This is a genomic window from Yoonia vestfoldensis (assembly GCF_002158905.1).
Lineage (GTDB): Bacteria > Pseudomonadota > Alphaproteobacteria > Rhodobacterales > Rhodobacteraceae > Yoonia > Yoonia vestfoldensis_B.
Map to the genome: position 1 here is coordinate 1839297 of NZ_CP021431.1, position 22511 is coordinate 1861807.

Sequence of the window (22511 nt, forward strand, 5' to 3'; positions counted from 1 at the left end):
AGGGCCCGGTCCGCTAATCCGCCGCAGGCGCTTGGGCGGGATTGCCATGCACATGCATATTCAGCGCCGCGCCCAGCAGGATCAGATAGGCGCTGACATAAAGCCACAGCATCATCCCGATCACCGCCCCGATGGATCCGTAAACCTCGTTATAGCTTGCGAAATTGGTCAGGTAGAACGACAGCCCCGCCGAGGCCGCGATCCAGAGCACGATCACCACCAGCGCCCCCACCGTCACCCAGCGCCCACGGCTTTCAATCCGCACCGGGCCAAAGCGGTAAAGCAAGCCCAGCGCCGCCAGCAAGACCCCCAGCGCCACCAGCCAGCGCAGCCCTTCCAACAGCCAGGCGGTGCCAGCGGGGACCTGGAACACAGCCATCACGATCGGCAGCACGATCACGACATTGACCGCGACAATCGCCAGAAACACCAGCGCAAAGGTCAAAAGCAGCGCCACGATCACCTGCCGCAGCCCGCTGCGCTGTTCCTGTCCGGCAATGGCGTTCAACCCGCCGATCAAGGCACCCACAGCCGCCCGGCAGGACCAGAGCGCGACAAGGATCGACACCACGCTGGCCCAGCCCAGCGCCTGCGAGGGCGCATTGACCAGCCCGTTCACCTGCGTTTGCAACAGGCGGAACGCATCCGCAGGAATGATATCTTCCATCAGCGTCAATTGCTCTGCGATCACTGCCGGATCCGCCATCAGCCCGAAAATCGCGATGATCGCCGCCAGCCCCGGAAAAATCCCGAACATGCCGAAAAACGCCACCCCCGCCGCGATCAGCCCAAGATGCGTCTCGCTGGCTGTCTGCAGCACGGCGCTGCCTTTCTGCCAGATTGTCCTGAACGCGGCCATGACCCTTTTCCCCCGGATGATTGCCGATTTGCAGCGCGCGGCGCAGATCGGCCTGTCACGCTAACATAGCGTTTGCCAAAGGCAAAGGTTCCGCCGCCTGCCCGGCTCAGGGGGAAATCGGGGGCGGTTTGCGCCTTTTGCCCGATAGCGCATTGCCCGCAATCGCCGCCAGCAGGACCGCGCCGCCAAGCAAGGTATTGCGCCCCGCCGCCTCGCCCAGAAACAGCCAGACCCAGAACGGGCCCAGCAGGACCTCGGCCAGTGACAGCAGGGTCAATTCGGCGGCAGGCAGGCTTTTTGATCCCAGCGTGTAAAGGATCAGCCCGGCGCCGACCTGAAACACCCCCATCCCCATGGCCAGCCCGCCATCGCGCGGCGACAGCACCAGCGGCAGGCCTAGCGCGAGGCAGATCACCCCCATCACCGCGATCCCCAGCAGCCCCGAGACGAATACCGCCGGCAACATCTCGGCCGCCCTGCCCCGGCGCAGCGCCACGGTAAAGACCGCAAAGCCCAGCGCGGACCCCAAGGCCGCCAGCGATCCATGCAGCGTGACATCGCCGGTCTGATCCGCGACCATCACCGCGATCCCGATCAGCGCCACGCCGATCGCGCCCCATGTCGCGCGGCGCACGGTCTCGCCCAGAACCAGCCGCCCCAGCACCGCCGCCATGAAAGGGGATGTGGCAAACAGCAGCATCGCATTGGCCACCGATGTGGCCTGAATGGCATAGATCCCCCCCGCATAGGCCGCCACCAGCGCCAGCCCGCCGATGGCTCCGGCCCAACCGCAGGCCCTGACCTGCGCCCAAACGCCCTGCGGGCTGCGCCAGCGGATCACCAGATAAAGGAACACAGACAGGCTGACAGACCGGTAAAACAGGATCTGCCAGACCAGCGCATCCTCGATCAACCGCACGCCAAGGCCGACGGTGGACCAGAGCACGCCAGCGGCAAAGACCAGCAGCACACCTTGGCGATGCGCGGCCAGATCGCGGGCAAGCGGCGGGGCGACAGACAAAGGGCAATCCTTGATGATCAACGACAGGCCCAGCCTAGCGCCCGCCCCGGCCCCCAGATCGCCCGTTTGCGACGCTTTCACGGCGCTGCTGGCACCGGTCCTAGCGCGCTTTGGGGCCTTGTTGCGCTGCGCGTGGTCGCCGCCGGGACAGCAGCACCCAGACCCCCGGCAGGCTTGCCACCAAGATCACAAGACCAAAGGCGATGCTGGCCGCGATCCCGGCCTCTGCTGGGGCGGCCAGCACCGGCCAAAGTGCTGCGGCGGCCCCCTCGCGCAGCCCCCAGCCACCCACCGACAGCGGGATCATCATCGCGGTCAGGATCAGCGGCAGGATCGTCACCGCCGCGACAAAGCCCAGATCAGAGCCGGTGGCCGCCGCACAAAAGGCAAAGCTGCCCAGATTGCAGGCCAGGATCGCGATACTCAGCCCCATTTGCCGCGGCCAGACTCCGCGCGCCAGAACCGCGCGCCGCAGCGCCGCCAGAAACCCCGCCGCCGCGCGCGCCACCGGCCCGCGCAGCTGCATCAGACCCGCGCCAAGCCCCGCCAGCGCGATGACACACAGCGCCAGACAGCCGACAAGATCATTGACCCAGCCCGGCAGATAAAGCCCGCCCGGCACGATGACCGCCCCGATCACCCCGCAGAACATCACCGCGAAAAGCGTCATCTGCCCGACCAGCCGTTCCAGCACCACCGCCTGGGCCGCGCGCAGCATCCCGGCCTGATGGCGCTGGCGCAGGGCGCGGCCCGCATCGCCCAGCACGCCGCCCGGCACCGCCAGATTGATGAATTGCGACAGGTAATATTCGCCGATCGCATCCGCTTTGCGCAGCGGCTGGTCCAGCTGCGCCGCTGTCAGCCGCCAGCGCAACGCCGATAGCAGCACCTGCCCATGCGCCATGGCCAAAGCCGCCAGCAACCAGGGCCATTCCACCTGCGCCAGCAAGGCCAGCACCTGCGGCCCATCGGTCAGATGCCACAGCAGCCCAAGCAGGACCAAGGTGACGCAGATCCGCAGCGCAGCCCAGACATGCCTGCGGGGCGGCGCAGGATCGGGAACGCGATCAGGATCAGGGCGTTGGGACATGGGGCGCGAGATATCCGCCGCTTGCATGCAATTGCAAGCGCTTGTCTGCGCGCCCCGGCCTGTCGCTGGACCTCGGCGCTGCGGCCCCTATGTTTACTGGATGCCCGATGTCTAAAGGATCAATGTGACCATCGCAGAGCCGCAACCCGCCCCAAGACAAGCCACCCCGCCGCAAGGGGCAAGGCTGCGCCTGTCTGGCCGGTTCGTCCCATCTGTCCGCCCCCGACACCCGACCCCCGAACACCCGACCCCCGAACACCCGACCCCCGAACACCCGACCCCCGCCCCCGCCAATGCCCCCGCCAATGCCCCCGCCAATGCCCATCGCGTCCTCGTGGCGCTTGGCCTGCGTCTGGTCTGATCACTTACCAAAAGGAGTTTTCCCAATGCGTCGCACCCTTGCCTTTCCTTTATCCGCCGCCCTTGCGCTGACCGGCGCGGCGGCTGTCGCGCAGGATCTGATCACCCGCGACCGTGTCGGCCCTGCGGATGCGCCCAATGTCATGACCTTCCGGCTGACGGGCTTTGATCTTTATTCGTCTGACCCTGCCACGCGCGCCTTTTTCGAGACGCAATTTCTGGACCTGATGGCCGATTACCCCGATTGGCGGATCGCGACGCAGCTGCAGACCGACAATATCGGGCAGGAACAGGCGCGGATGCTGGAACAGGTGCGCGCCGGGCGCGGCCCCGATTGCGCGATGATCGACAGCTCTCAGCTGGGGCTGTTCAAATCAGCGGGGGTTCTGTCGCCGATGAACGCGCATTTCAGCCAGGACCAGATCGCCGATCTGTTTCCCTTCGTGCGCGACGCTGTGACCGATGCGGATGGCAATCTGCTGGCCTGGTGGTGGTTCACCAGCTTGCAGGTGCTGTATCGCGACACATCCCTGGTGCCTGACGCCCCCGCCACCTGGGACGATCTGCAAGCCGCCGCCTTGACCACGGTCGCGGCTGGCCGCGAAGGCGTGCTGTTCAACGGCGGCCGCTGGGAAGGCACGGCCTTTGACTGGCTGCCGAATTTCTGGGCGCAGGGTGGCGAATTGGTCGATGCCGAGGGCCGGCCGGTGTTCAACCAAGGTGACAACCGCGCCAAGATGCTGGCCGCGATCACTTATTACAAAGACCTGGTCGAGAGCGGGGCCGCCCCCTCGCGGGTGGTCACGATCATCAATTACGATGAATTCAACGCCGCCGCGGCCGCTGGCACCGCCGGTCTGTTCATCGGCGGCAATTGGCAATATGGCCAGCTGCGCGGCACGCTGCCTGCGGATCAATTCGCCAATTGGGAACTGAGCGAACTGCCCGGCCCGACGCCTGACCAGCGCGCGACCGGCACCGGCGGCTGGACCATCGGGGCGTTCAGCGATGATCCGACCGCGGTCGAGATCTGCGCCCGCATCGCCTATGAGATCTACGCGACCGAGGGCAATGCTTTCCAAGGGCTGCTGCCCACCTCGGCCGGTATCTATGACGCCTATGATGCCTTTGACGGGCCGGAATATGATGCTTTTGCCGCAGCTTTGGTGAACGGTGTCGCCCGCCCCGGTGCCGCGATCTACCCCGAGATCAGCAATCAATTGCAGATCCTGCTGGGTGATGTGCTGTCGGGGGCCGCCACGCCCGAGGATGCGCTGGACGCTGCGGCTGCCGCCGTCGATGCGGCCTATGCGCGCCAATAGCGGATGACCGGCGACCGGCGCATCTGGCTGTGGTTCATGCCGGTCCTTGTGGTGCTGGGCCTGGTCTTCGCGGTGCCCGTCGCGGATGTGATCCGGCTCAGCTTTAGCGATGCGACGCTGCTGCGCCCGGTCACGGGTTACGGGTTGGGCGGGTATCGCGCGGCCTATGGCGACAGCAGCCTGCCTGCGATCCTGCGCAATACGGCGCTGTTCACCCTGCTGAGCGTGATCAGCCTGCAAGCCGTGGGCTTGGCCATCGCGCTGCTGTTAATGCGCGGCGACAGGCGCGGGCTATGGGGGATGGGCCTTTTGCGGACCATCGTGCTGGCGGCTTGGGTGATCCCCGGCATCGCCAATGGGCTGATCTGGCAGATGCTGTTCTCAGAGGCTCCGTTCGGTGCCATCAATTCCGCCCTGCGCCTGATCGGGCTGGCCCCTGTCGCCTGGCTGTCGGACCCTGCCAATGCCATGGCCTCTGCGGTGATCGCCAATGTCTGGCAAGGTGCCGCCTTTTCGATGATCGTCTTCTATGCCGCGCGGCGCGCCATTGATCCGGTGCTTTACGAGGCCGCCGCCCTGGACGGGGCCAGCGCGCCTGCGCAATTGCTGTTCATCACCTTGCCGCAGATGCGCGGGGCGATCTTGGTGAATACGGTGCTTGTGACGATCCAGACGCTGAACACATTCGACACGATCCTTGTGCTGACCGGCGGCGGGCCGGGCCGGGCGACCGAAGTGCTGTCGCTCAATATCTTCAACCGCGTGTTCTATAGCTATGATCTGGGCGGCGGCGCGGCGCTGGCGGTGCTGTTGCTGGCGATCAGCATGATCCTCACACTGGTCTATCTGGCGATCCTGATGCGGCGGGGCGCGCGATGAGCCCGCGCATCGGTGATCTGCTGACCTATCTGGCGGGCATCGCGCTGGCGGCCTTGTTCCTGATGCCGCTTTTGTGGCTGGTGTCGCTGTCGCTGCGCACCCCGGCAGAGGTTTATCTGGGCGCTGCGCGTTTCATCCCCGAGGCCCCGACCCTGGCCAATTTCCGCCAGATCCTGACCGATGGAGCGTTCGGCATCTATCTGTGGAACGCGGTCAAGCTTTGCGCGCTGGGGGCTTTGGGGGCGGTGGTTGTCGCCACCCCTGCGGCCTATGCCGCGTCACGGTTCACATTCCACGGCAAGGGGCCGCTGATGGTCGGCATCTTGATGGTGCAGATGATTTCGCCCTTGGTCGTGATCATCCCGCTTTACCGCTATCTGGACCGGCTGGGGCTGTTGGAAAGCCATGCATCGGTGATCGCGGTCTATATGGCCATCGGCCTGCCTTTGTCGGTCTGGCTGATCAAGGTCGGCTTTGATGCGATCCCGCAAGCATTGGAAGAGGCCGCCGCCATCGACGGCTGCAACCGCGCGCAAATCCTGTGGCGGATCACCCTGCCGCTCGCGGCACCGGCACTGGCCTCGGCCTTTATCCTGAACATGATCATGGGCTGGTCGCAGTTTCTGGTGCCTTTCATCCTGCTGACCCGCGACGGGCAATTGCCCATCGCCGTGGCGATCTATAATTTCGCGGGGTCAAGCTCGGCCTCGACCACGCAGCTGCTGGCGGCGGCCTGTCTGGTGGCGGTGGTGCCCGCGCTGGCCGCGTTTCTGGCGCTGCAACGGCTGATCCTGCGGGCGATCATGGCGGGGGCGGTCAAAGGCTAGCGCGCGGCAGAGAGGGCCCGAATCACGGCGCGCGACGCTATCTTAAGATATCACGCAGTCGTGCGCTTCACCATGCGACATTGTGCTGATATCAAATGCGCTGCGTGATTGCATCGGCAAGCGCGCGGCGCAGCGAGGTTGCGAATATGACGGCAAAATCCCCCTTTTCGATCACTGGACGCATCTGCCTTGCGGTGACCGGCCTGGCGCTGCTGTCGGCCTGTATGGGCGGTGGCGCAGCGCAAAGCACAATGCCGCCTGCGGGTGGGGCTGCCGGGGTCACCGGATCGAACGCCGGGGTCTATTACAGCTGGATACAGCCCGAGATTCAGGCGGCATGGGATCAGGGCTATCTTGGCCAGGGCGCGCAGATCACCATCATTGATGATTTCACCTCTGGAGATAAGACATTCGGGCGGCTGACAGATGAAAGACAGCGCCTGCGGCATGGTGAATGGGTTGATCTGCAAACCGCGCTGATGGCGCCTGATGCCACACGCGTCACGCAGGATTTCACCGCGACCCAATCGGTGCAGCTGGGCGCGGGCATGCTGAATGTGCTGAACCTGAGCTATGGGATGTTCGCCCCCTCTGGTCTGAGCGATGCGCAGATCGATTGGACCGCACGCGAAAGCTCTGTCATCGACCATGCAGAAAACGGGGCGGCGGTTGTCGTCAAATCCGCAGGCAATCATGCGATCGCGATGGGCGGCGTCAATTCCAGCGGCGAGGTTGATTACCTCGACCGGGCCTTGATCGGGGCTGATACGGCGATTTTCGTCGGCGCGCTGGTGGGGCATGGGACCGAGGCAAACCCTGTCAGCCTTGCCTCTTTTTCGAATTTCGCGGGCAGCGATCCCGTGGTGCAGAACCAATATCTGGCGGTCGGGCTGCGCTCTGACCTGACCAGCCTGAACGGCACATCCTTTGCCGCCCCCATCGTCAGCGGCTATGCCGCCGTGCTTGGCAGCAAATTCACCACGGCAACGCCGCGCCAGATTACCAGTCAATTGCTGCAAAGCGCGCGCACGGATACGATCCTGAATTACGACCCCGCCCTGCATGGCCGGGGCGAGGCCAGCATTGCACGGGCGCTTGCGCCTGCCTCTATCAGATAGCCACCGCTAAAAGCGGATTTCATAGCGCAGCGAAAAAGTCGTTTCGATGCTCCCCGGTTCATTGACCAGAAATTGCAGCGTGTCCTGGGGCGGCAATGTGGATGCGGCAAGCCGGCAATTCACCTGGGTGAACGCGTCCAGAATGGTGTAAAAGGCCACGCAGGGCCGTTCCTGCATCGCCCCGCCCAGAAGGGTCCGGGCGGCGAAGGTCAGAACCTGATTTTCCGCCAGCTCGGCGCGGTAGAAGACCCCCAGCCAAAGCCCCGGATCAATGCGGTATTTCTGGCCGGTCTCGCCGGTGCTGATCCCCCAGATAAGGGCAAAAGAAGGCTCTAGCTCGGTCAGGAACAGGATGTTCAGATCGGTGACCCGTGGCCGGTACCAGTCGAACAGATCAACCATTGTGCCGTCTTCAAGCGCATAACGCCCCGCCGATAGATCGCGCGCAAGATCGGACCGGACCGATCCGGCGCGCAGATCCAGCAAAGAGGTTCTTTCCCACAGCCCCTGCCCCCAGGCGGCTGTCGCGGGGATCAGGCCCTGAAGGACCAGCAGGATCAGCCCGACCCAGCTTTGCAGATGATGAAAACGCTTAATCGCGGGCATCCTTGCGTTCATGCCATCCTGCCGCTGGGCAGATGGCGAAATTCTACGACCAGATTACTCGGGAACAAAACCGACAATGCGGCGGCGCCAGCGGGCGCGTGCAGATCACGGCGCGGCATGTCTTGGGCCAGACATAACATGCATCGGCGCGGCGTCCATATCTGTGGCCATTTGCACAGGATCAGCTGCCCCAGACCGGGACTGCACCCTCGCCAAGCCGGACCGGATCGGCTATAGCGCGCAAAGAGCCTGACAGGATAGCGCGTGGACCATTCGCCCCCAGCATCAGCGACGCCGGATCAGACCGCCTTTGGCGATGAGGATCCGCAGATCGGGTATAACCGGTTGTTTTTCGCGCTGATGCGGGTCAATCGCACGCTGGTGCCGCCGATTGCCAAATCGCTGCGCCGCATCGGGATCGCGGATCCGATCTGGTATGAAATCCTGCTGGCCACCGAAGAGGCCGGGCCAGAGGGGCTTCAGATGATCGCGCTGGAACGGCGTTTGTGCCTGCCGCAATATGCGCTGTCGCGCCATGTCAGCCGGATTGAAAAGGCCGGGCTGATCCGCCGTGACGCGCTGGCCGGTCCGGGGCGCGGTGCCGGACGCGCGCAGGTCTTGCGCGTGACCGACAAGGGCAAGGGCCTGCATCAACAGGTCTGGCAGATCTATGTCGCCGAGATCCAGTCATCGCTGTCCGGACGGCTGAGCCCGCAAGAGGCCTATGCGCTGACGCGGATGCTGAACCGGCTTTACGACTGACCCGCTGCCCCCCGGATCACCGCCGCCGCAGGCCTAAAAGCTCAGGCCCGCCGTCACCGCCAAGGTCCGCCCCGGTTCATAAAGCGGGGTCAGGCTTGCGAAATCGGCCCCATAGGTCGCGCGGTCGGTATAGCTGGCGTCAAAGACGTTATCGACAGCGGCGCGCACCACCAGCCCGTCGATGCCGGCGGGGCGATATTCAGTGAACAGGTTCAAGACCGCATAGCCCGCAAGCGTCTGATCCGCGAAACCCTCTGTCTTGGTGTAATCCTGCGCCGCCGCGACGCTGCCGCCATAGGTGAAGGCGCTGCCAAGCGGGGTATGCTGCGCCTCGAGCGCCAGCACACCGCCCAAAGGCGTGCCCAGATCCAAGGCAGTGAAACTATCCGCCCCGGCCCCGTTCACCTCTAATGCGCTATAGGCATAGCTGGCGCGCAGGAAACCGCCCTGCCAGCCATAGCCCAGACCAAGGTTGAACCCTTTGGTTTCAAGATCGCCATTGGCATTGGCGGCATAGCTGCTGACACGGGCATCGTCGATCTGCGTCAAAAAGATCTCGGCCTCCAGCTGCAAGGCGCCGCTGTCATGCGTGGCCCCCAAGGTGTAATTCGTGGCCCGTGCCGGTTCCAGCGCCTCATAGGCCCAGCCGGGGTTGAAGATGAAATTATCCTCGATGCTTAACCCGCCAAAGACCGATGACACCCCTGCCCGCAGGGTCAGCCTGTCGGTGACGTCATAGGCCACCGATATATTGCCGCTGGCACCTTCGTAATCCTGCGCAAACCCGGAGGTGCCGGTAAAATCCTGCTGGTCCCAGCGCATCCCGAATGACAGCGACAGCGCCGTGGTCGGGTCCAGCCGTGCTTGGGCATAAAGACCCAGATTGCGCGCGCTTTCGGTGATGGCGGCGGTGCTATCGTCGCGGTAACGGCTGGTGCGGTCATAGAAATCCAGCCCTGCGGTCACCGTATCGGTCGCGCCCAGATGGAACCGGTTCTCGATCTTGCCGGATTGGGTTTCGGTGGTGCCCCGGCTGACCCCCAACGCCGGAGAGGTCGGCTGATCCACGCCGATCCTGACATCGGATTGCCCAAAGACGATACGCGGGTCCCAAAACCCGCTGGCTTGGGTGTTTTCATAGCTGAACCCGGCGCTGCGCCGCTGGGTATCATAGCGGCGCAGCGGGCGCGCGGCACCATCGGCGATGAAATTCGCCCGGAACGGCCGCAGCGCATCATCCAGCATCTGCTGGCCCGAGAGCGTAAAGCGGTGCCCGGTATCGGATTCATAGGCCAGTTTCAACAGGGAAGTGGCCAGATCGGCCGCACTGCCTTGGACGACAAGCCCCGCACCGGTTTCGTAATCCGCGCCGGTGACGCGCTTGCCATAGGCCAGCAGCTCGAACCCCTCATGCTGGGTGGCCAGGGTCAGCGACCGCCCAAAGTTTTCGCCGTTATCGCCATAAGACAGCCGCGCATTGCCGCCGGTTTGCTGCCCCGGCGCAAGGATATCGCGCGCATCGACGGTTTGCATCACCACTGCACCTGCCAGCGCATTCGGCCCCGCATCGGCCGGGGCAGCACCCGCATCGACACGCACGGATTTCAGCAGCCCCGGATCAAAAGCATTGGCAGAAACATGGTGGAACAGCCGGTTATTCTGCGCCACCCCATCGACGCTAACCGCAAGGTTCAGCATATCCACGCCATTGACAAAGATCTTCTGCGCAATCGGGATGCTGCCCCCGACCGAGACCGAGGCGATGCCGCTGAACAGATCCTTCAGATCCCCCATCCGCGCGCGGTCCAGCTCGGCCTCGGCGACATATTGGCTATTGCCCCGATCCGCCGCATTGCCGTCGGGATCAAGCGCGCGCATCACGGCCGGGTCCAGCAGCAAAGTGCCCAGCAAGGCCGGATCGCCGCTTTCTTGCGCGAAAAGCGGGGGCGCCAGGCACAGCGCCAGCGCAGTGCTGCAAAACAGGCAAGACAAGGACAAAGAGGGGCGCGCATGCGCAGACAGGACAGCCATTTTCTACTCCGGGCAGTGATTTCTGGCTGAGAGATCGTCCTGGCTATGCGCGGCAGATAGCATGGCAGCACTAAACATGCAACTGCATGAATTATGCCGCCAGCAGCACCGGTGCTGGCGGCAGGGTCTGGGTCAAAAGAGTATCGCCCGGATGATCAGCGCGACGATGGTCAGCGTGCCGACACCCGCCAGCCAGAACCCCACGAACCACAGCGATTTGCGCAAGACCGGCGGCATCAGTGATAGCCTCCGGCCGGATCGACCTTGCCGCGAAACACCCAATAGGCATAGCCGGTATAGGCCAGGATCATCGGCACCAGCACCAAAGCCCCCGCCAGCAGGAACCACAGGCTTTCATCCGGCGCCGCGACATCCCAGATCGTCAGCGAGGGTGGCACCATATAGGGATAAAAGCTGATCCCCAGCCCGATGAAGGACAGCACGAATAGCGCAACCGTGGCCAGAAACGGCCAGGCGTCGCGATTGTCCCGCAGGCCTTTGATAAAGACCAGCATCGCCGCCAGGATCGCCGCAGGCACAAAGACGCTGAACAGCACATTGGGAAAGCCGAACCAGCGGTCCAGGTAAAGCGGGTTCAGGAAAGGCGTGATCAGGCTGACCAGCCCGACCAGCGCGATGGTCACCGCACCGGTCCAGACCGCCATCCGCCGGGCCGCCGCGCGCAGCGGGCCATCGGTTTTCATCACCAGCCAGCTGGCCCCCATCAGCGCATAGCCCGCCACCAGCGCCACGCCGGTCAGGATGGAAAAGGGCGTCAGCCAATCCCAATTGCCCCCGGCATAGGCGCGGCCCTCGACCGCGATCCCCTGCACCAGCGCGCCCAGCGCGATCCCCTGCGCAAAGGCGGCCATGATGCTGCCAAAGGCAAAAGAGATATCCCACAGGAACTTGCCCCGCTGCGTGCGCCAGCGGAATTCAAAGGCGACGCCGCGAAAGACCAGCGCCAGCAACATCACGATGATCGGCACATAAAGCGCGGGCATCACCACCGCATAGGCCAGCGGAAACACCGCGAACAAGCCGCCACCGCCCAGCACCAGCCAGGTCTCATTGCCATCCCAGACCGGGGCGACCGTGTTCATCGCAAGGTCTTTGTCGGCAGTGCTGCGCAGGAAGGGAAACAGGATCCCGACACCAAGGTCGAACCCGTCAAGGATGACATAGGCCAGCACCGCAAAGGCGATCAGCCCGGCCCAGATGAATGCAAGATCAAGGATCATAATGGTTACTCCACCGGAATGAATTTATCATCGACCGCCGGGGCCGGGGTGATCCCTGCCGTGCGGATCGGGCCGATGGATGTCAGCGGGATACGATCCGCCAGCCGCTTGTTCATCAGCCGCAGGATGTAATAGGTCCCCGCACCGAACAGCATGAAATAGACCAGGATAAACGCCACCAAAGAGGATGCGACCGCCGCCGCCTCGACCGGTGCGACGCTGTCATTGGTCGACAGCAGGCCATAGACCGTCCAGGGCTGGCGGCCGACCTCGGTGGTGATCCAGCCCGCCAGCACGGCAACAAAACCGCTTGGCCCCATCACGATCGCGGCGCGGTGCAGCCATTTGCGGTCATAAAGATTGCCGCGCATCCGCGCCACCAGCGCCCAGATCCCCAGCCCCAGCATCGCAAAGCCCAGCGCCACCATGATCCGGAACGACCAGAACACGATTGCCACGGGCGGGCGTTCATCGACGGGGAAATCCGCCAGCCCTGGCAAGGGCGATGTCAGGTCATGCGTCAGGATCAGCGAGGACAGATAGGGGATCTGGACTGCGTAATCGACGGTCTCGGTGGCGGCATTGGGCAGGCCGAACAGGATCAGCGGCGCGCCGCCCTCGGGGTGGCTTTCGAAATGCCCTTCCATCGCGGCGATCTTGGCGGGCTGGTGTTCGAGCGTGTTCAGCCCGTGGAAATCCCCTGCCAGGATCTGCAAGGGGGCGACGACGATCAGCATCCCCATCGCCATGGCAAACATCACCCGCGCGCCCTGGTCCATCCGGTCGCGCAACAGATGCAGCCCGCCCACAGCCCCCACCACCAGCGCCGTGGTCAGATAGGCCGCCAGCACCATATGCACCAGCCGGTAAGGGAAGGACGGGTTGAACACGATTGCCCACCAATCCAGCGGGATGAACTGGCCGACCTCGTTGATGCCATGCCCCTGCGGGGTCTGCATCCAACTGTTGACCGACAGAATCCAGAACGCCGAGCCCAGCGTGCCAATCGCCACCATCAGCGTGGCAAAGAAATGCGCGCGCGCCCCGACCTTTTCGCGGCCAAAGAGCATCACGCCCAGAAAGCCCGCCTCGAGAAAGAATGCCGAGAGCACCTCATAGCCCATCAGCGGGCCGATGACCGGGCCGGCCTTGTCCGAAAACACCGACCAATTGGTGCCGAATTGATAGGACATCACGATGCCGGACACCACGCCCATGCCAAAAGCCACCGCAAAGATGGTTTTCCAATAGTTGAACAGCCGCAGATAGATGTCCTTGCCGGTCCATAGGTGCAACCCGTTCAGCACCGCCAGATAGCTGGCCAGCCCGATTGAGAAGGCTGGAAAGATGATGTGGAACGATACGGTAAAGGCAAACTGGATGCGCGCCAGCTCTATCGCGTCAAGACCCAACATGGATTGACCTCATTCATATTGATACATTACAAATATATCTTTAGCGATGGTTTTGCATTCTTGCAAGATCGGATTAGGTGGCGTGATGCCACATCCTGCCGGAGATACCCGTGAAGCTGACGAATTATACCAATTATGCGCTGCGCACCTTGCAGATGGCCGCGATCCGCGCGCCGCATCTGGTGCGCATCGACGAGGTCGCCAAGGCCCATCGCATCAACCGCGCGCATCTGACCAAAGTGGTGCATCAGCTGGCGCAGGCAGGCTTTATCGAAACGGTGCGCGGCCCCAAGGGCGGGTTGCGGCTGGCGCGTGCGGATAGCAAGATCATCGTGGGCGATGTGGTCCGCCTGACCGAAGGGCCGCTGGATCTGGTGGAATGTTTCAACCCCGTGACCAATAGCTGCAAGCTGCGCGGCATCTGCAAATTATCCGCCGCGCTGCATCAGGCGACAGCGGCGTTCATGGCGGTGCTGGATGATCTGACCGTGGCTGATATCGCGGTCAACCGCGCCGATCTGCTGGCCCGGCTTGGCCTGCCCGCCGTGGCCCCCGCCCCCGTGCCTGCCCCAGTGCCAGCCCCTGCGCCCTTGCCCCAAGACAGCTATAGCTGACCAGAACAGATCAGGCGATCAGCGCGCCACCACCACCGGCCTGCCCGCATGGGTCAGCACATCAAAGGGCGTATCAAAGACCCCGCCCAGGATCTGCGGGGTCAGCAGCGCGGCGGTGCGGTCATGCGCCAGGATGCGCCCATCCTTGAGCGCGACAATCCGGTCGGCCCAGCCCGCAGCGGCATTGATATCATGCAGCACGATGACAACGCTGCGCGCGGCATTGCGCGACAATCCATGCAGCCGCGCCATCAGATCGCGCGCATGGCGCGGGTCAAGCGCGTTCAGCGGCTCATCCAGCAGCAGCCAGGGCGTGTCCTGCGCCCAGGTCATCGCGATAAAGGCGCGCTGGCGCTGGCCGCCCGAAAGGGTCTCTATCTGGCGGGTGGCCAGATCCTCCAGCGCGAAGGCCGCCAGCGCCTCGGCGACGATCTCGGCGTCGCGCGCCGTTGCCCGGCCGCGGTGATGCGGCCAGCGGCCAAAAGCGACCAGCTCGCGCACGCTTAACCGGCTGACGACCATCGGGGATTGCTGCAACAAGGCGACACTGCGCGCGCGCTGGACGCCGGGCGCGCGCAACGGGTCCAGCCCGTCGATGCGCACCTGCCCCGCATGCGGGCGCAACAGCCCCGCGATACAATGCAACAAGCTGGATTTGCCCGCGCCATTCGGCCCGATCAGCGCGGTGATCCCGCCTTTTTCAAGCCGCAGATCGATGTCATGCAGGATCGGCGTGGCACCGGCGCGCAGGCTGAGTTTAGCGATCTCGATCATGCACGGACCTTTCGTAGAACAAGTGCCAGGAACAACAGCCCGCCCAAAAACTCGACCACCACGGCCAGCGCCGATTGCTGGCCCAGCAGCCGCTCGAAGATGAATTGCCCCGCGACCAGGATCAGCGCCCCGATCAGCGCCGCCGCCGGGATCAGCACGGCATGGCGGTGGGTATCGGTGATCTGGCGCGCCAGGCTTGCCGCCAGCAGCCCAAGAAAGCTGATTGGCCCGACCAGCGCGGTCGAGACCGCCACCAGCACCGCGATCAGCATCAGCGTCACCCTGACCAGGCGGTCATGATCAAGCCCCAGCCCCCGCGCAGCCCCGCGCCCCAGCCCCGCGACATCCAGCGCCGGTGCCATGCGCAGCGCAACGAAAAGCGCGCCCCCAAGGCACAATATGGCGGCCGTCAGCTGGTCGGCGGGCACCCGCCCGAAAGAGGCGAACATCGCCTGTTGCACCACGGCGAATTCCGATGGATCCAGCAGGCGCTGCACCATGCTGGCCAGCCCGCGCAGCAACACGCCAAGGATCACGCCGGTCAGGATCATCCGGGTGATATCACCCGCATCGCGCCGCAGCAAAATGCCGAAGAGCGCGCTGGCCGCCCCGACCAGCACGGCAGCTTCCAGCCCAAAGCGGATTGTGCCGGGGATCTGCGCCAGCCCGACACCGCCCAGCGCGGCCACCAGCAGCGTCTGCATCAGCACGAACAAAGCGTCGAAACCGACGATGCCGGGCGTCAGCAACCGGTTCATCGCGATGGTCTGGAACAGCACTGTCGCTGCCCCCGTCGCCGCCCCCACACAGATCAGCGCCAAAAGCTTTTGACCGCGCAGCACCAGGATCACATCCTGCGGCGCGCGCAATTGCCAGGCCAGAAACCCCGCAGAGACCAGCCCAAGCGCCAGCCAAAGCCACAAGTTGCGCCGGTCAGCCATGTGGCGCGCGCTCTGCTGCTTTGCGCAGCAGCCACAAAAAGACCCCCGCCCCCAGCACCGCAAAGACCGTCGCGGCCGGTATCTCGAACGGATAGCGGATCACCCGCCCGATCACATCGGCCCCCAGCACCAGCATCGCCCCCAAAAGCGCCACAACAGGCAGGTTGGCGCGCAGGTTGTCGCCACGCCAGCGCGATACAAGGTTCGGCGCGACCAGCCCGACGAAAGGAAAGGCCCCGACCGTCACCAGCACCAAGGCCGTCAGCGCCGCCACGATCACCAGCCCCAGCGCGCGGGTCTGGCCATAATCCAGCCCCAGCGCGCGCGCCTGCGTCTGGCCCAGCCCCAGCAGCGTGATCCGGTCCGCCAGCACATAAAGCAGCCCCGCCAGCAAGGCCACCGACCAGAGCCATTCATAGCGCCCGATCATCACCCCCGAAAACTCGCCCAGCATCCAGATCCCCAGATATTGCATCAGATCCGCAGACCAGGCGAACCAGGTCGCCACCGCCCCCAGAATGCCGCCATAGACAAGCCCGACAATCGGCAACAGCATCGGGTCCTGTCGCGGCACCCGGTCCGCCAGCATCAAGAACCCGCCCATCCCCACCAGCGCCGATGCCGCCGCCACCAGCATCTTGCCCGCCACCGCCATGCCCGGCGCGATCAGGGTGACCACCAAAAGACCCAGCATACAGGCCTCGGGCGTGCCGGTCAGCGAAGGTTCGACCAGCCGGTTCTGCACCGCCTGCTGCACCACGACCCCCGCCAGCGCCAAGCCCGCCCCCGCCAAAAGCGCCGCCAGCGTGCGCGGGATGCGGCTGACCATCAACAGCCAGCCCGCATCCTGCGACAGCGAGGCCGCACCCAGCGCCAGGCTGATCAGGATCAGCCCCGCCAGGATCGGGATCAGCCAGAGGCGGGACAAGCGCTTTAGCCTTCGACCTCGGCGGCGAAGGCCGCGATGATCTCGTCCAGCGTCTGCATTACCGCATTGGCCCCGCCCCCCGCGATATAAAGCGGCGTTGCATCCAGATAGATGATGCGCCCGTTCTGCGCCGCCGCCGTCCGCGCGATCAGCGGGTTATCAAGCGTCGCAACCGCCGCTTCGGCCTGCGCGCCAATGGCCGCGCCGCGATCCACCACCACCAGCCAATCAGGATCGGCCTCGGCGACGAATTCAAAAGACACCGATTGGCCATGGGTTTCATCATCCAGCCCCGCGACCGCCTCTGGCAGGCCGATCTCTGTATGAAGCCAGCCAAAGCGGCTTTGGGATCCATAGGCCGAGATCTTGCCGCCATTGGTCAGCAGGATCAGCGCATTGCCCTTGCCTGCAACCGCAGCGCGTGCGGCGGCGATCTTGGCCTCCAGCGTCTGGGTCAGCCCCTGCGCGGCCTCTTGGGCGGAAAAGAGCAGCCCATAGGCCGCGATCCGCGCGCGCGCCTGATCCAGCAGCCCTGCGCCCCAGATCGTCATATCGATGGTGGGCGCGATCTCCGACAGTGCCGCAACCTGCGTGGACGACCGCCCACCCGCGATGATCAGATCGGGCTGCATCACGACAAGCGCCTCGAAATCGGGTTCGAACAAAGTGCCGATCACCTGCGCCTTTGCCGCGACAGGGGCGAGGCTTGGCAGATAGACCTTGTCGGTCACCCCAGCAACGTCGATCCCCAGCGCGGTCAACGTGTCCAAGGCGGCAATATCGAAAACCGCGATCTTCTGCGGATTGGCCGCAAGCGGGACCGGGCCAATGGCCGTGTCAATCGTCACTGTCTGGGCCGCAAGAGGCGCGGCGAGGGCGAGGGCCAACAGGCCGCCGAGAAAGGTTTTGCGCATGAGGGGCTCCTTGGTGGTCACAAGCGTGGGTGTTCACAGGCGTGGGTGGTCACAGGCGTGGGTGTTCACAGGCGTGGGTGGTCACAGGCGTGGCTGGCCCTCATGGCGTGGCTGCGCGGCATCAGGCGGGACATACGGATTGCATCCCCTGCGCGCAAGCCTTATTCTGACTAAAACGCTCAGAAAGAATCCCCCCTGCAAAGGAAAACCCGATGCCGATGATTGCAAAGGCCCGTTTCGAGACCGCGCATGGATCAAAATACCTGCAACAGCTTTGCAAGCATTTTGCCCATAAGCTGGCGGTCGAGTTTGACGAATGCGCAGGCCGGATCGCGCTGCCCACCGGCCCTGCGGTGCTGAGCGCCAGCCCTGCGGCTTTGTCGATCACCATCACCGCCGATGACGCGGCTGGCGTGATCCGCGCGCGCCAGATCATCGACGACCATCTGCGGCGTTTCGCCTTTCGCGAAGGGTTCGACACGATGGATTGGCAGCCCGCCTGACAGCCTTTCAGCGGGGGTTTTTTCGCGGGGCCGCCCGGCACGCGATCGTCAGCCGGTTATTGCTGGCCTGCTTCCTGCAGGAACATCACCGCATTGGCGACGGATCGCGCGCTGCTCTCGGGGCGCCACAGGCAGCCAAGCGGCGCCAGCGGCTGGGTCAGCGCGCTGTCGATCTCGACCAAGACACCGCTTTGCAGCCACGGCAGCATGACAGAGCGCGGCATCAGTGACAGCCGCGTGCCAGCCATCAGCAATTCGCGTGTCAGTTCGGGGATATGCGCATTGATCCGGCATAGCGTCAGCTGCGGCCAGCCATGGCGTGTTGCGGCATCTTCCAGCCGCGCGCGCGCCACCGATCCGACCCGGTGCGACAGCCAGACCGCATCGCCCAAGGCCGCAACCGGCACCCGGCCGCCCTGCGCCAGCGGATGCGACGGATGGCAGATCACCGTCAAACGGTCAGCGACACAATCGTGAAACTGCCATCCCGCAGGCACCACAGCCGGCTTGCGGGTGCAATGGATGTCATAATCCCCAAGAGCGCCGCCCGCCGCGACCATATCGGGGCTGGGATCGACGATATGCAGATGGGTATCGGGGAACCGCTGGTGGAAATCATCCAGCCGCCCCTGCAACAAGGCACCCGCCGCCGCCGGGCTGGCGGCGATGCGGATGACGCCTGCGCCATATTGCAACCGGCTTGACATCCGCTCGGCGGCATCATCGAGGCTGGCGAGGATGGATTGCGCTGCGGGCAACAGCTCGCTTGCGGCGGCGGTCAGCGTCACGCCGCGCGCATGGCGCTGGAACAGCGCGGTTTCGACAAGGCGTTCCAGCTCGGCCACCATCTGGGAAATCGCAGGCTGCGTCATGCCCAGCGCACTGGCCGCGCGGCGCATGCTGCCCAGCTCTGCCAGCGCGATCAGCACCTGCATATGGCGGAACTTGGCCCGCAGGGTAAAGCGGTTGCGCAAGATGGTGGCGCTTAGGGGCAAGACATGCAACTTTCTTATCGAGTGTTTTTATAAGTAATCGGCAAAACCCCATCCTGCAATGGTGCAGTTTCGGCAGATCCGCTATCGCTGGGCCAGATAGCAGCCAAGGGACGAACGCCAGATGATACGCCGGGGAATTGCGCCTTTCGTTGCGGCCTGTCTCGCCGCAGCCCCGCTGCAGGCCCAGGATATGGCCGAGGCCGAGGCCCAAGCGCGCATCGGGCTGGCGGCGGCGGCGGATTTTCCGGGCTATGCCAGTCTGTGTGATCTGCAGGCGCGTATCCGCGACGTCAACGCCCCGCGCGCGCCACGGCCTGCCACTGCGACCGGCGCGGCCCAGCAACAGCGTCAGGGCAATGCACCACAGCCGATTCCGCCGACGCAGCTCTTTGACAATCTTTGGGTGCTGGGCACCGAATCGGTGACGGCCTTTCTTTATGGCACGCCCGCTGGCTATATCCTGATCGACGGGCTGAACACCGATGCCGAAGCCCAGAAATTCGTGTTTGACGGGCTGACGGCAGTAGGGATCGACCCGCGCGCGATTACGGCGGTGCTGGTCACGCATGGGCATGGTGATCATTACGGCGGCGCCGATCTGGTTGCCGAAAGGCTGGGTATTGATGTGCTGATGACGCAGGAAGATTGGGATCTGGTCGCCAGCCTGGGAACCCATCCGCGTTTCGGCCCGCCACCGCAGCCCGGCGGCACCGTCACCGATGGCCAGGTGCTGCGCTTTGGCGAGTCGACGCTGCGCATCTTTGTCACGCCGGGGCATACGCCCGGCACGATCTCGCCAATCCTGGATCTGCGTGACGGGGACAGCGTACACCGGGCGCTGCTGTGGGGGGGAACCGGGTTCAATTTCGGCCGGTTTCCCGGCATTTTCCGGCAATATGCGGCCTCGGCGCGCCGGGCGGGGGCGCTGGCAGATGCCGAAGGGGTCGATGTGCTGCTATCGGCCCATCCGCGCCGCGACGGCACGCTGGACAAACTGGCCGCGCTGGCCAGCCGTGCGCCCGGTGCGCCGCATCCTTTTGTGGCAGGCGACAGCGGGCATGCGCTGTTCACCGTGCTGGAACATTGCGCGCTGGCCCAGGCTGCGCGGATCACGGCCGCCGTGCAAAGCGATAAGCAAAACCCATGATCTGGCATGGCAATTAATAGATCAGACCGGCGCTTGCGCTTGATATGGCGCGCGCCGCTGCGCTAGGCAGCGCGCAACCGTCCAGGCACCGCCCTTTGCGCGCATCACCCAGACATCTCATGCCTTATCAAGGGATCTCTTATGCGCATTGCCACCATCTCTACCTGCAAAACCCTGGCCAGCCTGCTGCTGTGCCCCCTGCCCTATGCCGCGCTGGCGCAAGAGCCTGCGCCCTTCGATCTGGGGTCCTTGATCCTGTCAGCGGCCGGCATCGCGGTTGATCCGCTGACCGCGCCCGCCAGCGTGACCGTCGTCACCGGCGCAGAGCTGGAAACAGCCGGGGTCAGCGATCTGACCGATGCGCTGCGCGGCGTGCCCGGTGTGGCGGTCGCGGGTGGCACCGATGCCGAGAATATCCTGATCCGCGGGATGCCCGCAGAATACACGCTGCTGCTGGTCGATGGGCAAAGGCTGAATTCGCGCCAGTCGCGCACCAATGGCAGCGGCGGTGTGGACCAATATTTCATCCCGCCCGTCGCCGCGATCGCGCGGATCGAAATCCTGCGCGGCCCGATGTCGGCGCTTTATGGCTCTGATGCGATTGGCGGTGTGATCAATATCATCACCAAGCCCGTGGCCCCGGTCTGGACCGGCTCTGTCACGGTCGAAACCATGGCCCCGGTCGAATCCGACGACAGCGCCCAGACCCAAGGGACCTATTACCTCAGCGGGCCATTGGCGGGCGAGACGCTGGGCCTGCAGCTTTGGGGGCGCAGGCTGGACCGTGCCGGATCAAGCCGGCTGGAAAACGGGTCTGTCGTCGGGGCGGATGATCGCGATGTCACCGATCACACCGCACGGCTGACATGGGCGCCTTGGGCCACAGAGACGTTTTTCCTGCAATTTGGCGGCACCGATATGCGCCGATCCGGCGATGCGACCGAATTCGACGACCGCCGCCGGACCGCCGCGCTGGGATATGAGGGCGCACGGGGCGGCTGGGATCTGACAACGCTGCTGGCGCAGGAAGAGGCCCAGCGCGAAACATCGACCTCGCGCACCGGACGCGCGCCCGAGATCACCACCACCAGCTTTGATTTCAAGGCATCCGGCACCGCCGGGGCGCAGGGCAACCACGGCTTGACGCTGGGGCTGCAAATCCTGGACACGGCGATCCGCGACCAGAACCTGGGCCTGGGCGAGACCGAGACGACCCGGTTCGACAACCGCCAATGGGCCGTCTTTGCCGAAGATGTCTGGGATCTGACCGACCGCGTCACGCTGACCTTGGGGGCGCGCTATACCGATGACGCCACTTTCGGCGGCGCGCTGACGCCGCGGGCCTATGCGACCTATGCGATCACCGATCATCTGGTGCTGGCGGGTGGGGTCTCGACCGGCTATAAAACGCCAGAGCTGCGCGAGACCACGCAAAGCTATTATTCCTGCACCGGCGGCAGCTGCGCGCGCGCTGTCGTGCCCGGCAATCCCGACCTGGAACCAGAGGAAAGCACCAGCTATGAGCTGGGCCTGCGTTATGAAACCGGCCTGACCACGGCGGCGATCACCGCCTATAAGACCGATTTTCGCAACCGGATCGACAGCCGTGACACCGGCACGCAATTCAGCGGCACCACCGATCTTTATGAATGGTTCAACATCGGCAAGGCCGAGACCGCAGGCGTCGAAATCACCGCCAGCCATTTTGTCACAGCACGCGTCAAGATCGGCGGCAGCTATAGCTATACCCATTCCGAACAGCTGACCGGTGATCTGCAAGGCGAGCCGTTTTCGCGCACGCCCAGCCATCAGGCCAGCCTGCGGTTTGACTGGCAGACTGCGCGGCCAGGTCTCGATCTCTGGGCGGCGGCCAATTACATCGGTGACAGCAGCACCGCCAGCATCTCGCGCGGGGCCAAGGTCGTCACCGAATATGACGGCTATGCCACGCTGGATATCGGGCTCAGCTATCCGCTCAATGACCAGCTGACCCTGCGCGGTGCGGTCTTCAACCTCACAGACACCGCGATCACCCAAGAGGATCAGGGCACAGCCAAGAACGGGCAGACCCTGCAGCTGGGCCTGACCGCCACATTCTAGCCCCGTGATAGGCGCTTGGCTTGGCCATAGATCAGCGATCTTACCCGGCCCTGTCTGATCCTGT

General features: G+C 64.4%; 23 protein-coding genes. 10 read left to right on the forward strand and 13 right to left on the reverse strand.

Annotation, left to right across the window (positions count from 1 at the left end; all coding sequences use genetic code 11):
* Positions 1–13 precede the first annotated feature (13 nt).
* From LOKVESSMR4R_RS09100 to LOKVESSMR4R_RS09110, 3 genes are all read right to left on the reverse strand, one after another.
* On the reverse strand, positions 14–859 hold the full coding sequence (locus tag LOKVESSMR4R_RS09100) for a YihY/virulence factor BrkB family protein (RefSeq protein WP_087207712.1): 846 nt from the start codon (positions 857–859) through the stop codon (positions 14–16).
* Positions 860–965: 106 nt separating this feature from the next.
* Positions 966–1880 (reverse strand): DMT family transporter, encoded by a 915-nt coding sequence (locus LOKVESSMR4R_RS09105; RefSeq protein WP_204248772.1) that lies wholly within the window; start codon positions 1878–1880, stop codon positions 966–968.
* Positions 1881–1980: 100 nt separating this feature from the next.
* Complete coding sequence (locus LOKVESSMR4R_RS09110; protein WP_087212924.1) at positions 1981–2970, reverse strand: lysylphosphatidylglycerol synthase transmembrane domain-containing protein; 990 nt, start codon at positions 2968–2970, stop codon at positions 1981–1983.
* A gap of 124 nt (positions 2971–3094) precedes the next feature.
* On the opposite strand from LOKVESSMR4R_RS09110, the gene LOKVESSMR4R_RS20145 reads away from it, so the two are divergent.
* The 5 genes from LOKVESSMR4R_RS20145 (at position 3095) to LOKVESSMR4R_RS09130 (ending at position 7476) form a co-directional block, all read left to right on the forward strand.
* On the forward strand, positions 3095–3331 hold the full coding sequence (locus LOKVESSMR4R_RS20145; RefSeq protein ID WP_157898178.1) for a hypothetical protein: 237 nt from the start codon (positions 3095–3097) through the stop codon (positions 3329–3331).
* A gap of 25 nt (positions 3332–3356) precedes the next feature.
* Positions 3357–4652, forward strand: a complete 1296-nt coding sequence (locus LOKVESSMR4R_RS09115; protein WP_087207714.1) for an extracellular solute-binding protein — start codon at positions 3357–3359, stop codon at positions 4650–4652.
* A 3-nt stretch (positions 4653–4655) separates the two neighbouring features.
* Positions 4656–5531 carry a carbohydrate ABC transporter permease gene (locus LOKVESSMR4R_RS09120; RefSeq protein ID WP_087207716.1) on the forward strand — a complete coding sequence of 292 codons (876 nt, stop codon included), beginning with the start codon at positions 4656–4658 and terminating at the stop codon, positions 5529–5531.
* Positions 5528–6358, forward strand: a complete 831-nt coding sequence (locus LOKVESSMR4R_RS09125) for a carbohydrate ABC transporter permease (RefSeq protein ID WP_087207718.1) — start codon at positions 5528–5530, stop codon at positions 6356–6358. The genes LOKVESSMR4R_RS09120 and LOKVESSMR4R_RS09125 overlap by 4 nt, the downstream gene beginning before the upstream one ends.
* A gap of 146 nt (positions 6359–6504) precedes the next feature.
* Entirely contained in the window at positions 6505–7476 is a 972-nt protein-coding gene (locus LOKVESSMR4R_RS09130; RefSeq protein WP_237331944.1) for a S8 family serine peptidase, read from the forward strand.
* Between the two features lie 6 nt (positions 7477–7482).
* On the opposite strand, the gene LOKVESSMR4R_RS09135 is transcribed toward LOKVESSMR4R_RS09130, so the two are convergent.
* On the reverse strand, positions 7483–8082 hold the full coding sequence (locus LOKVESSMR4R_RS09135) for a hypothetical protein (protein ID WP_157898179.1): 600 nt from the start codon (positions 8080–8082) through the stop codon (positions 7483–7485).
* A 264-nt stretch (positions 8083–8346) separates the two neighbouring features.
* Between LOKVESSMR4R_RS09135 and LOKVESSMR4R_RS09140 the strand changes: the two genes are divergently transcribed.
* Positions 8347–8844, forward strand: coding sequence for a MarR family winged helix-turn-helix transcriptional regulator (locus LOKVESSMR4R_RS09140; protein ID WP_087207725.1), 498 nt, complete (start codon positions 8347–8349; stop codon positions 8842–8844).
* 33 nt (positions 8845–8877) lie between these two features.
* On the opposite strand, the gene LOKVESSMR4R_RS09145 is transcribed toward LOKVESSMR4R_RS09140, so the two are convergent.
* The 4 genes from LOKVESSMR4R_RS09145 to LOKVESSMR4R_RS09160 all read right to left on the reverse strand — a co-directional run bounded on the left by LOKVESSMR4R_RS09145 (position 8878) and on the right by LOKVESSMR4R_RS09160 (position 13531).
* Positions 8878–10875 (reverse strand): TonB-dependent receptor plug domain-containing protein, encoded by a 1998-nt coding sequence (locus tag LOKVESSMR4R_RS09145; protein WP_087207727.1) that lies wholly within the window; start codon positions 10873–10875, stop codon positions 8878–8880.
* A 132-nt stretch (positions 10876–11007) separates the two neighbouring features.
* Complete coding sequence (locus LOKVESSMR4R_RS09150) at positions 11008–11112, reverse strand: DUF2474 domain-containing protein (protein ID WP_087207729.1); 105 nt, start codon at positions 11110–11112, stop codon at positions 11008–11010.
* Positions 11112–12116 (reverse strand): cytochrome d ubiquinol oxidase subunit II, encoded by a 1005-nt coding sequence (cydB, locus tag LOKVESSMR4R_RS09155; protein ID WP_087207731.1) that lies wholly within the window; start codon positions 12114–12116, stop codon positions 11112–11114. Before cydB ends, LOKVESSMR4R_RS09150 begins: the two co-directional genes overlap by 1 nt.
* Before the next feature lie 5 nt (positions 12117–12121).
* Positions 12122–13531: a cytochrome ubiquinol oxidase subunit I gene (locus LOKVESSMR4R_RS09160; protein ID WP_087207733.1), complete on the reverse strand. Its 1410-nt coding sequence runs from the start codon at positions 13529–13531 to the stop codon at positions 12122–12124.
* Positions 13532–13641: 110 nt separating this feature from the next.
* Here LOKVESSMR4R_RS09160 and LOKVESSMR4R_RS09165 point away from each other — a divergent pair, with 110 nt between their 5' ends.
* Complete coding sequence (locus tag LOKVESSMR4R_RS09165; protein ID WP_087207735.1) at positions 13642–14145, forward strand: RrF2 family transcriptional regulator; 504 nt, start codon at positions 13642–13644, stop codon at positions 14143–14145.
* An 18-nt stretch (positions 14146–14163) separates the two neighbouring features.
* Here the strand turns inward: LOKVESSMR4R_RS09165 and LOKVESSMR4R_RS09170 are convergent, their stop codons facing one another.
* From LOKVESSMR4R_RS09170 to LOKVESSMR4R_RS09185, 4 genes are read right to left on the reverse strand one after another with little or no spacing between them, the layout of a single operon-like run.
* Positions 14164–14919 (reverse strand): ABC transporter ATP-binding protein, encoded by a 756-nt coding sequence (locus LOKVESSMR4R_RS09170; RefSeq protein ID WP_087207737.1) that lies wholly within the window; start codon positions 14917–14919, stop codon positions 14164–14166.
* Positions 14916–15860 carry an iron chelate uptake ABC transporter family permease subunit gene (locus LOKVESSMR4R_RS09175; RefSeq protein WP_087207739.1) on the reverse strand — a complete coding sequence of 315 codons (945 nt, stop codon included), beginning with the start codon at positions 15858–15860 and terminating at the stop codon, positions 14916–14918. The genes LOKVESSMR4R_RS09170 and LOKVESSMR4R_RS09175 overlap by 4 nt, the downstream gene beginning before the upstream one ends.
* Entirely contained in the window at positions 15853–16788 is a 936-nt protein-coding gene (locus tag LOKVESSMR4R_RS09180; RefSeq protein ID WP_087207741.1) for an ABC transporter permease, read from the reverse strand. Before LOKVESSMR4R_RS09180 ends, LOKVESSMR4R_RS09175 begins: the two co-directional genes overlap by 8 nt.
* Positions 16789–16793: 5 nt before the next feature.
* Positions 16794–17702 carry a siderophore ABC transporter substrate-binding protein gene (locus LOKVESSMR4R_RS09185; protein WP_087207743.1) on the reverse strand — a complete coding sequence of 303 codons (909 nt, stop codon included), beginning with the start codon at positions 17700–17702 and terminating at the stop codon, positions 16794–16796.
* 218 nt (positions 17703–17920) lie between these two features.
* On the opposite strand from LOKVESSMR4R_RS09185, the gene LOKVESSMR4R_RS09190 reads away from it, so the two are divergent.
* A complete protein-coding gene (locus tag LOKVESSMR4R_RS09190) occupies positions 17921–18205 on the forward strand; it encodes a DUF2218 domain-containing protein (protein WP_087207746.1) in 285 nt (94 codons plus the stop codon).
* A gap of 56 nt (positions 18206–18261) precedes the next feature.
* On the opposite strand, the gene LOKVESSMR4R_RS09195 is transcribed toward LOKVESSMR4R_RS09190, so the two are convergent.
* A complete protein-coding gene (locus LOKVESSMR4R_RS09195; protein WP_157898180.1) occupies positions 18262–19200 on the reverse strand; it encodes a LysR family transcriptional regulator in 939 nt (312 codons plus the stop codon).
* Positions 19201–19321: 121 nt separating this feature from the next.
* Here LOKVESSMR4R_RS09195 and LOKVESSMR4R_RS09200 point away from each other — a divergent pair, with 121 nt between their 5' ends.
* Together LOKVESSMR4R_RS09200 and LOKVESSMR4R_RS09205 are read left to right on the forward strand one after the other, a co-directional pair.
* Positions 19322–20347 (forward strand): MBL fold metallo-hydrolase, encoded by a 1026-nt coding sequence (locus LOKVESSMR4R_RS09200; protein WP_087207751.1) that lies wholly within the window; start codon positions 19322–19324, stop codon positions 20345–20347.
* A 141-nt stretch (positions 20348–20488) separates the two neighbouring features.
* Positions 20489–22447 (forward strand): TonB-dependent receptor domain-containing protein, encoded by a 1959-nt coding sequence (locus LOKVESSMR4R_RS09205; protein WP_087207753.1) that lies wholly within the window; start codon positions 20489–20491, stop codon positions 22445–22447.
* Positions 22448–22511: the final 64 nt, after the last annotated feature.

Coding starts and splice junctions, on each gene's coding strand:
- LOKVESSMR4R_RS09100 (WP_087207712.1), bottom strand. CDS start 859: ATGGCCGCGTTCAGGACAATCTGGCAGAAAGGCAGCGCCGTGCTGCAG.
- LOKVESSMR4R_RS09145 (WP_087207727.1), bottom strand. CDS start 10,875: ATGGCTGTCCTGTCTGCGCATGCGCGCCCCTCTTTGTCCTTGTCTTGC.
- LOKVESSMR4R_RS09135 (WP_157898179.1), bottom strand. CDS start 8,082: ATGCCCGCGATTAAGCGTTTTCATCATCTGCAAAGCTGGGTCGGGCTG.
- LOKVESSMR4R_RS09125 (WP_087207718.1), top strand. CDS start 5,528: ATGAGCCCGCGCATCGGTGATCTGCTGACCTATCTGGCGGGCATCGCG.
- LOKVESSMR4R_RS09200 (WP_087207751.1), top strand. CDS start 19,322: ATGATACGCCGGGGAATTGCGCCTTTCGTTGCGGCCTGTCTCGCCGCA.
- cydB (WP_087207731.1), bottom strand. CDS start 12,116: ATGATCCTTGATCTTGCATTCATCTGGGCCGGGCTGATCGCCTTTGCG.
- LOKVESSMR4R_RS09115 (WP_087207714.1), top strand. CDS start 3,357: ATGCGTCGCACCCTTGCCTTTCCTTTATCCGCCGCCCTTGCGCTGACC.
- LOKVESSMR4R_RS09130 (WP_237331944.1), top strand. CDS start 6,505: ATGACGGCAAAATCCCCCTTTTCGATCACTGGACGCATCTGCCTTGCG.
- LOKVESSMR4R_RS09190 (WP_087207746.1), top strand. CDS start 17,921: ATGATTGCAAAGGCCCGTTTCGAGACCGCGCATGGATCAAAATACCTG.
- LOKVESSMR4R_RS09175 (WP_087207739.1), bottom strand. CDS start 15,860: ATGGCTGACCGGCGCAACTTGTGGCTTTGGCTGGCGCTTGGGCTGGTC.
- LOKVESSMR4R_RS09170 (WP_087207737.1), bottom strand. CDS start 14,919: ATGATCGAGATCGCTAAACTCAGCCTGCGCGCCGGTGCCACGCCGATC.
- LOKVESSMR4R_RS09205 (WP_087207753.1), top strand. CDS start 20,489: ATGCGCATTGCCACCATCTCTACCTGCAAAACCCTGGCCAGCCTGCTG.
- LOKVESSMR4R_RS09160 (WP_087207733.1), bottom strand. CDS start 13,531: ATGTTGGGTCTTGACGCGATAGAGCTGGCGCGCATCCAGTTTGCCTTT.
- LOKVESSMR4R_RS09150 (WP_087207729.1), bottom strand. CDS start 11,112: ATGCCGCCGGTCTTGCGCAAATCGCTGTGGTTCGTGGGGTTCTGGCTG.
- LOKVESSMR4R_RS09120 (WP_087207716.1), top strand. CDS start 4,656: ATGACCGGCGACCGGCGCATCTGGCTGTGGTTCATGCCGGTCCTTGTG.
- LOKVESSMR4R_RS09185 (WP_087207743.1), bottom strand. CDS start 17,702: ATGCGCAAAACCTTTCTCGGCGGCCTGTTGGCCCTCGCCCTCGCCGCG.
- LOKVESSMR4R_RS09110 (WP_087212924.1), bottom strand. CDS start 2,970: ATGTCCCAACGCCCTGATCCTGATCGCGTTCCCGATCCTGCGCCGCCC.